The 14,074-nt window shown below is 28.3% G+C and carries 13 protein-coding genes; 6 read left to right on the top strand and 7 right to left on the bottom strand.

Going from position 1 to position 14,074, the window contains the following annotated elements; translation table 11 throughout:
* Positions 1 to 39 precede the first annotated feature (39 nt).
* Complete coding sequence (locus AFAEC_RS10925) at positions 40 to 1,215, top strand: Mrp/NBP35 family ATP-binding protein (protein WP_026804898.1); 1,176 nt, start codon at positions 40 to 42, stop codon at positions 1,213 to 1,215.
* Between the two features lie 61 nt (positions 1,216 to 1,276).
* Here the strand turns inward: AFAEC_RS10925 and AFAEC_RS10920 are convergent, their stop codons facing one another.
* From AFAEC_RS10920 to AFAEC_RS10905, 4 genes are all read right to left on the bottom strand, one after another.
* Entirely contained in the window at positions 1,277 to 1,534 is a 258-nt protein-coding gene (locus AFAEC_RS10920; RefSeq protein ID WP_026804899.1) for a hypothetical protein, read from the bottom strand.
* A gap of 89 nt (positions 1,535 to 1,623) precedes the next feature.
* Entirely contained in the window at positions 1,624 to 2,304 is a 681-nt protein-coding gene (gene hisIE / locus AFAEC_RS10915) for a bifunctional phosphoribosyl-AMP cyclohydrolase/phosphoribosyl-ATP diphosphatase HisIE (protein ID WP_026804900.1), read from the bottom strand.
* A 79-nt stretch (positions 2,305 to 2,383) separates the two neighbouring features.
* Positions 2,384 to 3,466, bottom strand: a complete 1,083-nt coding sequence (locus AFAEC_RS10910; protein WP_026804901.1) for an SPFH domain-containing protein — start codon at positions 3,464 to 3,466, stop codon at positions 2,384 to 2,386.
* Between the two features lie 40 nt (positions 3,467 to 3,506).
* On the bottom strand, positions 3,507 to 4,427 hold the full coding sequence (locus AFAEC_RS10905; RefSeq protein ID WP_026804902.1) for a branched-chain amino acid transaminase: 921 nt from the start codon (positions 4,425 to 4,427) through the stop codon (positions 3,507 to 3,509).
* 111 nt (positions 4,428 to 4,538) lie between these two features.
* Here AFAEC_RS10905 and AFAEC_RS10900 point away from each other — a divergent pair, with 111 nt between their 5' ends.
* From AFAEC_RS10900 to metH, 3 genes are read left to right on the top strand one after another with little or no spacing between them, the layout of a single operon-like run.
* Positions 4,539 to 5,132 (top strand): hypothetical protein, encoded by a 594-nt coding sequence (locus AFAEC_RS10900; protein WP_026804903.1) that lies wholly within the window; start codon positions 4,539 to 4,541, stop codon positions 5,130 to 5,132.
* A gap of 57 nt (positions 5,133 to 5,189) precedes the next feature.
* The gene (locus tag AFAEC_RS10895; RefSeq protein WP_026804904.1) at positions 5,190 to 5,792 is read left to right on the top strand and encodes a class I SAM-dependent methyltransferase; all 603 of its coding nucleotides are present in this window, start codon (positions 5,190 to 5,192) and stop codon (positions 5,790 to 5,792) included.
* Positions 5,792 to 9,265: a methionine synthase gene (metH, locus tag AFAEC_RS10890; RefSeq protein WP_026804905.1), complete on the top strand. Its 3,474-nt coding sequence runs from the start codon at positions 5,792 to 5,794 to the stop codon at positions 9,263 to 9,265. The genes AFAEC_RS10895 and metH overlap by 1 nt, the downstream gene beginning before the upstream one ends.
* 54 nt (positions 9,266 to 9,319) lie before the next feature.
* Here the strand turns inward: metH and purM are convergent, their stop codons facing one another.
* Positions 9,320 to 10,315 (bottom strand): phosphoribosylformylglycinamidine cyclo-ligase, encoded by a 996-nt coding sequence (gene purM, locus AFAEC_RS10885; protein ID WP_026804906.1) that lies wholly within the window; start codon positions 10,313 to 10,315, stop codon positions 9,320 to 9,322.
* A gap of 157 nt (positions 10,316 to 10,472) precedes the next feature.
* Between purM and coaE the strand changes: the two genes are divergently transcribed.
* Both coaE and AFAEC_RS10875 read left to right on the top strand, forming a co-directional pair.
* Entirely contained in the window at positions 10,473 to 11,063 is a 591-nt protein-coding gene (coaE, locus tag AFAEC_RS10880) for a dephospho-CoA kinase (RefSeq protein ID WP_026804907.1), read from the top strand.
* 30 nt (positions 11,064 to 11,093) lie between these two features.
* Entirely contained in the window at positions 11,094 to 11,891 is a 798-nt protein-coding gene (locus AFAEC_RS10875) for a glucosaminidase domain-containing protein (protein ID WP_051487429.1), read from the top strand.
* A gap of 33 nt (positions 11,892 to 11,924) precedes the next feature.
* On the opposite strand, the gene AFAEC_RS10870 is transcribed toward AFAEC_RS10875, so the two are convergent.
* Positions 11,925 to 13,001, bottom strand: coding sequence for a hypothetical protein (locus AFAEC_RS10870; RefSeq protein WP_026804908.1), 1,077 nt, complete (start codon positions 12,999 to 13,001; stop codon positions 11,925 to 11,927).
* Positions 13,002 to 13,009: 8 nt separating this feature from the next.
* Positions 13,010 to 14,074, bottom strand: a complete 1,065-nt coding sequence (locus AFAEC_RS10865) for an SH3 domain-containing protein (protein ID WP_148294534.1) — start codon at positions 14,072 to 14,074, stop codon at positions 13,010 to 13,012.

Below are 14,074 nucleotides of genomic sequence, written 5' to 3'. Positions count from 1 at the left end.
TTAAAATATAATTTTAGGAAATTAAAAAAAGGAATTTTTATGAGTATTGAAAGTATCAAAAAAGCACTAGAAAATGTAAAATATCCTGGTTTTTCAAAATCAATTATTGATTTTGGATTTGTAAAAGATATTAAATTAGATAAAGAAGCCTGTAGTATATTATTGGATATTACGTCAACTGCAAAAGAGGTTGAAGATGAGTTAAGAAGAGAGATCCCAAAAGTTTTACCAAATTTAAATGTAACTCTGTTTTTTAATAAACCAAAAGAGGAAGTTCAAAAAAGTAATAGTGTAAGTGGACAAAATATTGTTCCACAAATTAAAAAGATTGTAATGGTAAGTAGTGGTAAAGGTGGAGTTGGGAAATCAACAACAACTGTAAATTTAGCTATTGCAACAGCTATGCAAGGTAAAAAAGTAGGTATTTTAGATGCAGATATTTATGGTCCCAATATTCCAAGAATGATGGGAGTTAATGGGCAAGAGGTTGAAGTTGTAGGAAATAAAGCAAAACCATTAAATGCCTTTGGAGTTGATGTTATGTCAATGGGTGTTTTAATGAAAGAGGGAGAAGCTGTTATTTGGAGAGGTGCCATGATTATGAAGGCAATTCAACAGCTTTTAAGAGATATCTTATGGGAAGAGTTAGATATTTTATTTATTGATATGCCTCCAGGAACTGGTGATGCACAATTAACTCTTGCTCAAAGTGTACCTGTTAGCGCTGGAATAAATGTAACAACTCCACAACATGTAGCTTTAGATGATAGTAGGAGAAGTTTAGATATGTTCCAAAAACTTCATATTCCAACTGCTGGGATTATTGAAAATATGAGTGGGTTTATCTGCCCAAATTGTAATACAGAAAGTGATATTTTTGGAAAAGGAACTTGTGAAGAGTTGGCAAAAGAGTATAATACTCAAGTTTTAGGAAATCTTCCAATTGAACCAGCTATTAGATTAGGTGGAGATAGTGGAAAACCAATAGTTTATTTTGAACCAGAATCAATAACTGCAAAAAGATATATGATGGCTGCTGATAAATTAATCTCTATGTTAGATGCTCAAGATGAAGATGAGGTTTCAAATGAAGCAATTCAACCAATTATGCCAGCTGGTGTAAGTGCTTGTTCTTCTGAAGGGCAAAAAATAAAAGCAGAGTATGAAGCTAAAAAAAGTGCTGGAAGTTGTGGAAGTGGTTGTGGATGTAACTAAATGAAAAAGGGAGAGATAAAATCTCTCCCTTTTTAGTATTCTAATAAAATTTAAATTTTATTTAACCACACTTATAATACTCTTGAAATAACTCTTCAATCTTTTCAGTTACAAGTTCTTCATGCCAATTATGTCTTTTGGCAAACGATTTAATTTCAGTCTCTTTTTGCTCTTCATTACAGAAAAAATATAATTTTTTTACAAAAGGTTTTGGTACAGAGATTGCAATTTTTTGAAAAAAGTTCTCTTTGCATTCAGCAGAACAAAAAACTTTTGATATAGGAATTTTTTTAGAGCAACATTGACAACTATTTGTCATAATAACTCCTTTAATTGTTTTTTAATGTTGGAATTATAACAAGTAAGTATTAAATGCAACTTAGTTGTATAAGAAATTTTAATAATTTTCTAAACTTTTCGTGAATTCTTCTCTTCTATGCCTGAAATTCCAAATCTTCGTGCAAGTTCTTGTTTTACTCTATCAGGATTTATATTAAGGCTGGCAAGTGCTACTAAAACATGGTATGTTATATCAGCTGCTTCATATATTGCTTCTGGCGTATTGTTATCTTTTATAGCAAAACAAAACTCCCCTGCTTCTTCAACTATTTTCTTTAGCATTGAGTTTTGGTTTCCATTTAAAAGTTTTGAGGTATAAGATTTTGTAGAATCTTCATTTTTTCTATCTTGTATTGTATGGTAGAGAGTATCAATTACTCCATAAGCAGTAGATGTATCAATTTTTATATCTTCAATAATTTCATTTGAGTTAAGATTTGTAAAAAAACAAGATTTTCTTCCAGTGTGACAAGCAACACCTTCTTGCGTAACTTTTAATAAAATTGTATCATTATCACAATCTAGTAAAATATCATTTACTTTTTGAGTATGATTTGAACTCTCCCCTTTTTTCCAAATTCTTTGTTTACTTCTACTAAAATAGTGAGCAAATCCTGTTTTAATTGTAAGTTCAAGAGCTTCTTTATTCATATATGCTAGCATTAAAACTTCATTTGTTTCACTCTCTTGAGTAATAACAGGAATTAAATTATCCATTTTTTTCCAATCGATTTTATTTAATTGTTCCATTGATTTGTACCTTTAATTTTAGTAGATTTTGATTTTTATCAGAAAAAAAGGAGATTTTACTCTCCTTTATTAAAATAAACTATTTTTGATTTACTACAGTATCTCTATTTTTATCTTTTGTATCAACCCAAATATTTGGAGTAGCGCCACCAGGAGTTAAGAAAATTTTTGCATCTTTATTCTCTCTTAGAGCTTCATTGAATTTTCCTTGAACTTCAATTTGTTGCATCTGTAAAAGATTTGGTGTTAAAGATTCCGCAATAACTTTATTTGCTTCTGATTGTGCTTTTGCTTCAATTGTAACCGCATCAGCTTTACCTTGAGCTTCTATTCTTTTTGCTTCAGCTTCTCCACTTGCAAGTGCTGCTCTTTTTTCAGCTTCTTGTTTTGCTCTTTGAACTTCGTATCTAACTCTTTCAGCCTCTTGATTTGCTATTTGAACTCTTTCAATTTGCTCTTTGATTTTTTCTGGTAAAACAATCTCTCTTAATTGAACAGATTCAATAGTAACAGAACCTTGAGCTAATTCAGTAACTTGTTCTTTTATTAAAGAATCAAGTTTAGAAGCAACTTCATTTCTTTGCATTGGTAGAACTTCTGCATTATATCCTCCAACAACATTTCTTACAACATTTCTTACAACAGGATTTACAATTTTATCTTCCCATGAAAGTCCCCAAGTAGCAATTGTTTGAGGTGCTCCTTCTGCAATTAATTTATATTGAACTGTTAATTCAATAGAAACAGGTAAACCTCTAGAGTCAAGAACACTAATAGCTCCATTTATTTTAATACTTGGATCAAATCCACTTATCTCTTCAACACTTCTATAGTTTAAAAGTCTAACTTTTGTATCAACAACAATAACTTTTTGAATTCCTGGAATAAAGAAGTGGAATCCTGGATTTAATGGATGTTCGTCATATTTTCCAGTTGTTGATTTGATTCCAACTTGCCCTGATTCAATAATAACAAATGGCTTAAATAAAAACAAAGCCCCAATAATAATTATAACAACATAAAGCATTCCAGCTTTTTTCCCAAAATTTTTGAAAAACTCTGGAGTTTCAAATGGTGGTTGAAAATTCCCACCACCGCCACCATTTGGTTTATTTGTATTATTTTGTTGTCTGTTTTTAAAATAGTCGTTGTCTATTGGCATATTCTTCCTTAATTTTATTTTTTGCTTATGCTACTAAATATTAGTTAATGTATGTTAAATATTTAATATATTTTTCATTTTTACCAGTAACTACATCAAAATATGCAGTTTGTAATTTTTCTGTAACACTTCCTCTACTTCCACAACCAATAACTCTTGCATCAACTTCTCTAATTGGAGTAATTTCAGCAGCAGTTCCAGTAAAGAATGCTTCATCAGCTACATAAATCTCTTCTCTAGTTATTCTTCTTCTAATAACTTCAATTCCAAAATCATTTGCAAGTTCAATAACAGTTGCTTGTGTAATTGACTCTAAAGAGTTATCATTTGGTGGAGAGATAAGTTTTCCATCTTTAACGATAAAGAAACAAGCTCCACTAGCTTCAGCAATATATCCTTGATCATCTCTTAAAAGAGCTTCATCATATCCAGCTTCAACAGCTTCATATTTTGCCATTTGAGAGTTCATATAATTTGCAACAGATTTTGCTTTTCCCATACCTGAAGTATTTGGAGTTCTTGTAAATGAAGAGATTTTAACTCTAACACCTTTTTTAAGCCCCTCTTCTCCTAAATAAGCTCCCCATTCCCATGCTGATATACTTACTTTAACAGGTGCATCTTTGTGGTAAAGTCCCATTACACCATAACCTAAATATACTAAAGGTCTTAAATAAGCTCCATTTGTAAGTTCATTTTTTTGGAGTAATTCAACTTGAGCTTTATTTAACTCTTCAAGTGAAAAAGGAACATTCATTAAAGTCATTTTAGAAGAGTTTAAAAGTCTTTGAGTATGTTCATTTAATTTAAAAATAGCACATTTTCCATCAACAGTTTTATAAGCTTTTGTTCCTTCAATTGCACCATTTCCATAGTGTAAAGTATGGCTTAAAACATGTACTTTTGCATCTTGCCAAGGAGTAAATTCACCATCCATCCAGATATATTTTGATTCAGTCATTTTAATTATTTCCTATAAATAAATTTTTACATAATATTTTATCTAAAACATATTAAAAATAGAGATTAAGAAAAAAAGATGTATTATTAAAATAAATTTATGGAAAAAGTTATGAAGAAAAATATATTTTTAATTTTTTTAATATTGTTTTTTAGTTCTTGTGCAAAAAATCAAAAAATTATTGAAGATCAGAAAATAAAATTTGAAAAAGAAAAAATAGAATTAGTTAAGCAAGAAAAAAAAGATAAGTTAAAAGTTATATTAAATAATATTGTTCTATTAATAAAAACTTCAAATAGTAGTTATTTAAATGATAAATATATAAAACAAGATTTTGGAATTTACCGAGTATTTATAGATGATAAGAGTGAACAATTAAGTTATGAACATAGTAAAACTTTTGAAGAAATAGATAATTATATTCCAAATGAAAATATAAGTTTTGAAAATATAAGTTTTGTTTGTAAAGCAGAAAAAGATTCATCTTATGGTTGGAGTAAAGAAGGAGTTTTTGTAAATGAGAATTTTAAAAATATAGCTTTAAAATTAAATTTAGAAGATAAAATAAGAGATACTCTCAAAGATAGCTATCAAGTAATAATTACAAATAATATTGTATTTTATCTAACATATATTGAGAATGAGTGGTATATTACTTTGATTGATGAAGTTATTTCAGATTGTACTTATGAGAATATTCAATAAAGTTTTAGATATTATATTAATAATAAATTATTAAAAATTATATTATAAGGTAAATAGATGAATCAAAAAGAGTTTTGGAATAATAAGTTTAAAAATGATGATTTTCTTTATGGTTTAAAAGCAAATGAATTTTTAGCTTCAAATATTAATAAATTTGAAAAAAATATGAGAATTTTATGTCTAGGAGAGGGAGAAGGAAGAAATGCAATTTTTTTTGCAAAAGAAGGATTTGATGTAACAGCTATTGATAGTTCAGATGTTGCTTTAGCAAAACTTCAAAAAAGAGCTCAAAATGAAAATTTAAATATAAAAACTTTTTGTATAGATTTGAATAGTTGGCAAAATTCTGAGAAATATGATGTAATATTGATTTCATATCTTCATATGCATAAAGATTATTTAAAAGAGTTATTAAAAAAAATTGAAAATAGTTTAACTATTGGTGGATATTTTATTGGTGAGTTTTTTTCAAAAGAGCAGCTTAATTATAATAGTGGTGGACCAAAAGATATAGACTTTTTATATAATGTAGAAGATTTTAATAATTATTTTATAGATTTTAAGAAAGATATAAAAGAAGAAATTGTTGTTCTTGATGAAGGTGATGGGCATCAAGGATTGGCAAGTGTTATAAGAGTTATAATTAAAAAAGAGAATTAATGTTAGAAAAAATTAAAGATTTAATACAAAATAGAGTTTTAATAATAGATGGAGCTATGGGAACACAGCTTCAATCAAGAGAGATTAAAAGTGAGTTTTGGCAATATGAAGGAAAAGATTTAGAAGGTTGTAATGAACTATTAAATCTTACAGCTCCAGATATTTTGGAAGAGATTTATGAAAATTATGCCAAAGCAGGTGCTAACTTTATAAGTACAAACACTTTTGGTTCTATGCCTTGGGTTTTAGATGAGTATGAAATAGGGCATTTAAGTTATGAATTATCAAAATTAGCTGCTCTTCAAGCTAAAAAAGCAATATCAAAATATGACACAAAAGATGAGCCAAAATTTGTATTAGCTTCTGTTGGACCAGGAACAAAACTACCATCTTTAGGTCATATTACTTATGATGAGATGTATGAGGGCTATAAAATTATGGCACAAGGTTTAGCTGATGGAGGAACAGATGTTTTTTTACTTGAAACTTGTCAAGACCCACTTCAAATAAAAGCAGGGCTTCATGCATTAAATGATGTAGCACCACAAATTCCAATTATGGTATCAGTTACGATTGAGTTAAATGGAACAATGTTAATTGGAACTGATGCACAAACTATTGCAGCTATTTTAAAACCATTTAATATTTTATCTTTAGGGTTTAATTGTGGAACAGGACCACTTCAAGTTCAAAAGCATGTAAAAAGTCTTAGTGAAGTATCAAAATTTCCTATTTCAGTTCATGCAAATGCAGGACTTCCTCAAAATAGGGGTGGCAAAAGTTATTATCCAATGCAAGCAGAAGAGTTTACAACTCTACAAAAAGGGTTTTTAGATATAAATGGTGTTGCATTCTTAGGTGGATGTTGTGGAACAACACCTGAACATATAAAGGCGTTAAGTAGTGCAGTTAAAGGAATAATTCCAAAAAAACCTCAAGGCTTTTTAAAAGCTTCTTTGGCATCACTTTTTAATATTGTTCCATTAAAACAAGAACCAGCACCACTTTTAATTGGTGAAAGAAGTAATGCAACAGGGAGTAAAGCTTTTAGAGAACTTTTAAAAGCAAATGATTATGAAGGAACACTTAGTGTAGCTCAACAACAAGTTCGTGCTGGAGCTCATGTAATAGATGTTTCAGTTGGATTTGCTGGACGAGATGAAACAGGGGATATGGATAAAGTTGTAGCTTTATACTCTCAAAAAATTTCACTTCCTTTAATGCCTGATTCGACTCAAATAAAAGCACTTGAAGCAGCACTAAAACAAATTGGTGGAAGATGTATTATAAACTCTGTAAATTTAGAAGATGGAGAAGAGAAGTTTGATGCTGTTTGCTCCTTGGCTAAAAGATTTGGAGCAGCTTTAGTTTGTCTTGTAATTGATGAAATTGGAATGGCAAAAGATAAGAAGCGAAAACTAGAAGTTGCAGAGAGAATTTTTGATTTATGTGTAAATAGACATGGATTTGACCCAGCCGATTTAGTTTTTGATATGCTTACTTTTACTATTGGTTCAGGTGATGATGAGTATAGAAATGCTGGAATTGATACTATGGAAGCAATAAGAGAGTTTCAGCTTCGTCATCCAGAATCTGGAACAACTTTAGGTTTATCAAATATCTCTTTTGGACTTGATGCAAATACTAGAATCTATTTAAACTCTATTTACTTAGACCATTGTGTAAAAGCAGGGCTTACAAGTGCAATAGTAAATGTAAAGCATATAATTCCATTAAATAAAATAAGCCCTGAAGATAGAAAAGCTTGTGATGATTTGATTTTTAATAATCAAGAAGAGGGTGACCCACTATTTAAGTTTATAGAGCATTTCTCAAATGTAGCAAATCAAGATGAACAAAGTGATGAAGAGTATCAACAGCTTGAACCAATTGATAAGGTAAAAAAACTTTTACTTGATGGAGATAAAGAGCGAATGTTACCCCTTGTATTAGAGCTAAAAGATACAATAGCTCCTGAGGTAATAGTAAATGAGTGGTTAATTGATGGTATGAAGGTAATTGGAGAACTTTTTGGAAGTGGACAAATGCAGCTTCCTTTTGTACTTCAAAGTGCAGAGACTATGAAAGCAACAGTTGATAGTTTAAATCCATTTTTACCAAAACAAGAAAAAACAACTGAAACAACTATGGTTATAGGAACTGTAAAGGGTGATGTTCATGATGTTGGAAAAAATTTAGTTGATATTATTTTAAGTAATAATGGATTTAAGATAATTAATATTGGAATAAAAGCAGATTTAAACTCATTTTTAGAAGCTGCAAAAGAGCATAATGCAGATGCTTTAGGAATGAGTGGGCTTTTAGTAAAAAGTACAGCTGTTATGAAAGAGAATCTTGAAGAGTTACAAAAACTAGGAGTTAAAATCCCTGTACTTCTTGGTGGAGCAGCATTAACGAAAAATTTTGTAGATGAGTATTGTAGAACTATTTATGATGGACCAATTTTTTATTGTCGTGATGCTTTTGATGGTGTTATTGGTATGCAAAGAATTGAAAAAGGTGGAGAGCTTGATACAAAATTAGCAGCTGATTTAATAGAGAAAATTGAAGTTGAGAATAAAGAGGAAGAAGAGGAGGTTATAATACCACCTTATGAAGAGATACAAATGCCAAAAAGAGATTTTGTAGTTCCTCCTTATTGGAATAGGGTGGCTAAAAAAGGTGATGAACTAGATAGAGAACTTATATTTTCTTGGATAAATCATAGGGTTTTATTTAGACAAAGATGGGGATATAAAAGAGGTAAACAGACACCCGAATCATTTATGAAGTATGAAAGAGAAGTTGTTGAACCGGCTTATGAAGCTTTAAAAGAGGAGTTAATAAGTAAAAAAGTTCATGATCCAATAGCTATTTATGAGTATTTTCCTTGTATTTCAAATGATAATAAACTTTATATTTTTGATAAAAAATATCTTTTTAATAATCTTGAAGAAGCAAAAAATGTACCACCTTTAAGTGAAGCTATAAAAGTTATGGAATTCCCACGACAAAGAAGAAAACCTTTTAGATGTATAGCTGATTTTTTTGCAAATGATAGACTTGATGTTGTAGCATTTACACTTGCTTCTACGGGGCTTAAAATAACAGATTATGAAAGAGAGTTTTATAATAAAGGAGAGTTCACAAAATATTACCAAATTCATGGACTTGGAGTTGAATTAGCTGAAGCTTTAGCAGAAGTTTTACATAAACAAATAAGACTTGATTTAAATATAGTTCCAAAAGAGGGGCATAAATTAAGTGATGTTCAAATGAAACAGTACATTGGATGTAGATACTCTCCTGGATATGCTGCTTGTCCAGATTTAAGTCAAAACAGAGATATTTTTGATTTATTAAATCCCGAACAGTTTGGAATAGAACTTAGTGAAACTTTTCAAATGCATCCAGAACAGACAACTTGTGCAATAGTAATTCATAACAAAGAGGCAAATTATTATAATGTATAAAAATATAACTCAAAATGAGTTATATTTTGTTCTTTTTAGTAAAGATTGTAGAGTTTATATAAACTCTACTTTTTTCTCACCAGATTTTAGTTCACCAATTACATAACCATCAGTTGAAGCTAAAATGTCATCTACATTTGCAGGGTTTACAACTAAAATCATTCCAACTCCCATATTAAATGTTCTATACATCTCTTCAATTTCTACATGCTTATTCATAAATTCAAATATTGGTAAAACTTTTATTTTACTTCTGTTTACTACTGCTGTTAGATTTTCTGGTAGTACTCTTGGTAAATTTTCAGTAATTCCACCACCTGTAATATGAGCTAAAGCATTTATTTTTGACTTATTTGCTTTAAACTCTTTTACATAAATTCTTGTTGGTTCTAGTAATACATCTTTTAATGGCTTTCCTTCAAAATCATCTTCTAAACTCATTCCTAACTTTTCTAGTAATAGTTTTCTTACTAATGAAAAACCATTTGAGTGAACTCCAGAGCTAGGTAATGCTATTAAAATATCACCCTCTTTTACCTTTTCTACTCTATCTAATTCATCTTTTTCAGCTATTCCTACACAAAAACCAGCTAAATCAAAATCACCCTCTTTATACATTCCTGGCATTTCAGCAGTCTCTCCACCAATTAATGCACATTCACTTCTAATGCACCCTTGCGCAATTCCCTTTACAACTTGTGTAGCTTCTTCAACTTCAAGTTTTGCAGTTGCATAATAATCTAGGAAAAATAGTGGCTCTCCAAAGTTACAAAGTAGGTCATTTGTACACATAGCAACTAAATCAATACCAACTGTATCAAATTTTTTTGCATCAATTGCAAGTTTTAATTTTGTTCCAACTCCATCTGTTCCTGCTAAAATAACAGGTTTTTTGTAACCACTTGGTAGTTCAAAAGCTCCTGCAAAAGAACCAATTCCACCTAAAACACCTGGTATTAATGTAGATTTTACATAAGGTTTAATATTTTCTACAAAAGCATTTCCAGCATCTATATCAACTCCAGCATCTTTGTAACTAACTGTTGCCATTTTTTACCTTTAAATATTTGTTTTATAATTTTTTTACATTATATCAAATCATTTATAAATATTTTGATGGCTTTTAAACTTACGATATAATCGTATTATCAAGATAAAAATTATCCACTTTAATTTTATATTGCTGTTTTTGTGCTATAATTTTTTGATGAATAACAATTTATTTAAAAATGCAATTGCACTAACAGGTGGAATTTCTACTGGTAAAAGTACAGTTTGCAATCTACTAAAATTACATGGCTTTCTTATAATAGATGCCGATAATATAGCACATAAATTGCTAGATAAGAATGCTTTGACTATAGAGCAGATGTTTGGTAAACAGTATGTGCAAAATGGTAAAGTTTTAAGAAAAGAGTTGGGAAAAATAATTTTTTCCAATGAAGAAAATAAGCTTAAGTTAGAAGAACTTTTACACCCACTTATAAAAGAGGAAATTATAAAAGAGGCACAAATTTGTGAAGAACAAAATAAACCTTATTTTATAGATATTCCACTATTTTTTGAAAAAATGCACTATCCAATTAAAAAATCTATTGTTGTTTATACACCAAAAGATTTACAAGTTGATAGATTACAAAAAAGAGATAATATAAGTGAAGAAGAAGCACTTTTAAAAATAAGTAATCAAATGGACATAGAGAAGAAAAAAGAGTTATCAACATATATTATTGATAATTCAAAAAATTTAAAGCACCTTCAAGATGAAGTAGAAAAATTAATAAAAGGAATAGTATGAAATCAAAAAAAGAGACCATAAAAGGCTAGTATGCAGTTTTTATCAATTTTATTACGAAATTCAAAAAAACTTCTTCTTAGTCTATTTTTATCAGCTAGTGTACAATTTGCCAGTGCAAAAGGTTTACCACAGGAGTTTTACTCTATAAAAGATAAAGATTTAGCGAAAACTTACTTTTTAGAGTATTTATATGAACTTGTTGAACAAGAAAATAGGGCTATATTAAAAGAGCGAGAGTTTGTAATTGATACTTTAAATAATAAATTTTTAGAGCTTCAAAAAGATAGTGAACTTTTAGAAAAATTAGTAGAAATAAAACAAAAATATAAGATAGAAAATCTTTATTCTTTAGAAGAGTATCTTAAAAAAATAGATGTTATTCCACCTTCATTGGCTCTTGCACAAGCTGCAGTTGAGAGTGGCTGGGGTACAAGTAGATTTATAAAAGAAGCAAATAATATTTTTGGACATTGGACTTATGATAAAGAGGTGGGGATTATTCCAAAGAAAAGAGCGTATGGGTCTTCACATTTTATTAGAGTATTTGAATCTTTGGAGGCTTCTATAAAAGCTTATATGCTAAATCTAAATAGAAATATAGCTTATAAATCTTTTCAAGAGCAAAGATATAATCATAAAGAGGGAAAAGGTCAAATTTCTGGTTTAGTTTTATCAAAAACTATGTTAAATTATTCAGGTATTGCAAATAGATATATTGATATTTTAAGTAGTGTAATTTTAGGAAATAATCTTGAAGAGTTTGATTTTAGATATTTTGGGAAAACTGAAGATTTAAATAAAAAAGCTTTAGTAATAGCTGGCTTATAAATATAAGGTTAAATATGAGTTTTTATCTCATATTTAATTTTTTGTATCTAAAGATACACTATATTGCATACCTTCATTCTCTTTTGTTTCAATAAAAAGTTCACCTTGTAGAGCATTTACAAGATTTTTTACCTCAATAATTGTCTTATTTTCACTATTTAACATAAAAAGATTATATACATCACCTACTTCAAATCCATTGTTTTTTATAGTAATATCAAGTTTATTTTTATGAAGGTTAATTAAAATAGAGATAAATTTCTGAACTTTTCCTTTTTTTAGCTCTTTTTTTATAATATCCATACAAGATTGTTCAATTAAGTAAGAGATTATATTTTCAACATAGGCAAGATTTAGATTTATAGCTTTTTTTATATCAATATTTGTATCAAAATCTAAAGTTATCTTATATCTAACATCAGCATAAAAATATTGATCAACTTTTCTTTTATGTAGGTCTAAAAGATGATTGATCGATTTTAAAGAGTTAATCTTCTCTTTTGGTTTCTGGAAATTAAAAACTTCAATTTCAAATTTATTAAGTTCTTCATATTGTAGAGCGTAAGAATCGATAATTTCAAAAATTAAAGAGCTATTTATAAGCTCTTCAATTCCTAATTTATTTATATGTTTGTCAAAAATTGATGTATCAAAATTACCTATAAAGTATTTAAGATTATTTATTCTATTTTTTAAATCTATTATAGTTTTTATATCATTTATATATCTATTTTTTAAATCACTACTAATTATCTGACTTTTTAAAGAGATATTTAAAAGTTCAAAAAAGTTTTTATCATCAATTAAAAATTCATTTAAATCAAGTTTCTCAAATTGGTTATATTTTGCAAGAAGCATTTTTAGCTCCTCTTTTAAAAAGCCTAAACTCTCTTCTAAAATATAGTTTATCTCCATAATTGAAGTTTGAATATCTTCATGATTTTCATTATAAAGTTGTCTATTTAATCTTGTTTTCCCACCATTTTCATTTGAAAAAATATTACTAATACTAAAAAACTTTTCATATTTTTGTTTTAAGATTAGTACTTCATTTTCTAATTTTGATATATTTAAAGAGATTTGTGATTTATAGTTGTTTAAATTCTCCAAAACTTTTCCTAGTTACAATTTGCTTGACTTAAATTTCCATCTGCATTTTGAATCCAATTACTTTGAGAACTAACATTCATAATATCTCCTGAAACTTTTTTATAGATAGTATCAATATTTAACCATTCACCATTTGTATTTTGGATTATAAATTTATCATTTTCTTTTAAAACTCTTAAGATTTTAGAACTATTATTTGGTTCAACTCTAACATTTAGATTTAGTTTATTTACAATATAACAAGGTTTATTAGAGGTAGTTTTAGACTCTTTTACATCTTCAAAAGCTTTTTTTACACTAATAGGCTCTTTTTTCTCAACTTGTTCAACTACTACAGGAGTTGGTGTTGGTTCAACATAATGCTCTACTTTTTTATGGGCTTCTTTTGGAACAACTTTTGTATATCTTGGATCATTTTTATCTCTTTTTTCTAAATTACTAACACTTATTCCATAATTACTCAAAAAGATTGTATATCCTGTTTCTTCATCTAATTTTTTATATAATTCTATACTTTTTGTTCTAGTATTTATATCAATTATTTTAAGTCCTAAAATATTATCACCCTCTACATATCTTCCTTCTATATTTCCACTAAGTTCTGTACTTGTCTTATTTCTTGAAGAGGATTCTGTATCATCTAAAAGTAAAACAGCATAATCTTTACCATTAAAAGTATACATACTTTTTATTTTTAAATCTTTTATTTTTCTAGTTCTTGTAAAATCTGTTGTAATTCTCGCTATCTCATTTTGATGATTGAAGACATTTTTTTCATACTCTTCTTCTGTCATTATAGCTTCATCTTTTCCTTGAGATACTGATTGATTTTGAGGTTTTAAACTTTTTGAATCAGCTTCTTCTTTTTTATTTTTTATCTCTTGGATTTGGTCTTCAAGATAGCTTTTCTCTAAACCAGTAATTGCTTTGAAAAAATCTTTTGATTGTTTATCTAAAACATCTAACTTATCTGTATTTTGTATTTGACTTGTTGTTTGTTCTATTTGTCCCTCTTGTGCAAATAGATTTGTACAAATATAAAGTATAGATATTAATATACTTATTTTTTTCAT

The sequence above is a fragment of the Aliarcobacter faecis genome (assembly GCF_013201705.1).
In the GTDB taxonomy this organism is placed as follows: Bacteria; Campylobacterota; Campylobacteria; order Campylobacterales; family Arcobacteraceae; genus Aliarcobacter; species Aliarcobacter faecis.
This window is presented reverse-complemented; position numbering and strand designations above follow the sequence as displayed.

Coding starts and splice junctions, on each gene's coding strand:
- AFAEC_RS10925 (WP_026804898.1), top strand. CDS start 40: ATGAGTATTGAAAGTATCAAAAAAGCACTAGAAAATGTAAAATATCCT.
- AFAEC_RS10920 (WP_026804899.1), bottom strand. CDS start 1,534: ATGACAAATAGTTGTCAATGTTGCTCTAAAAAAATTCCTATATCAAAA.
- hisIE (WP_026804900.1), bottom strand. CDS start 2,304: ATGGAACAATTAAATAAAATCGATTGGAAAAAAATGGATAATTTAATT.
- AFAEC_RS10910 (WP_026804901.1), bottom strand. CDS start 3,466: ATGCCAATAGACAACGACTATTTTAAAAACAGACAACAAAATAATACA.
- AFAEC_RS10905 (WP_026804902.1), bottom strand. CDS start 4,427: ATGACTGAATCAAAATATATCTGGATGGATGGTGAATTTACTCCTTGG.
- AFAEC_RS10900 (WP_026804903.1), top strand. CDS start 4,539: ATGAAGAAAAATATATTTTTAATTTTTTTAATATTGTTTTTTAGTTCT.
- AFAEC_RS10895 (WP_026804904.1), top strand. CDS start 5,190: ATGAATCAAAAAGAGTTTTGGAATAATAAGTTTAAAAATGATGATTTT.
- metH (WP_026804905.1), top strand. CDS start 5,792: ATGTTAGAAAAAATTAAAGATTTAATACAAAATAGAGTTTTAATAATA.
- purM (WP_026804906.1), bottom strand. CDS start 10,315: ATGGCAACAGTTAGTTACAAAGATGCTGGAGTTGATATAGATGCTGGA.
- coaE (WP_026804907.1), top strand. CDS start 10,473: ATGAATAACAATTTATTTAAAAATGCAATTGCACTAACAGGTGGAATT.
- AFAEC_RS10875 (WP_051487429.1), top strand. CDS start 11,094: ATGCAGTTTTTATCAATTTTATTACGAAATTCAAAAAAACTTCTTCTT.
- AFAEC_RS10865 (WP_148294534.1), bottom strand. CDS start 14,074: ATGAAAAAAATAAGTATATTAATATCTATACTTTATATTTGTACAAAT.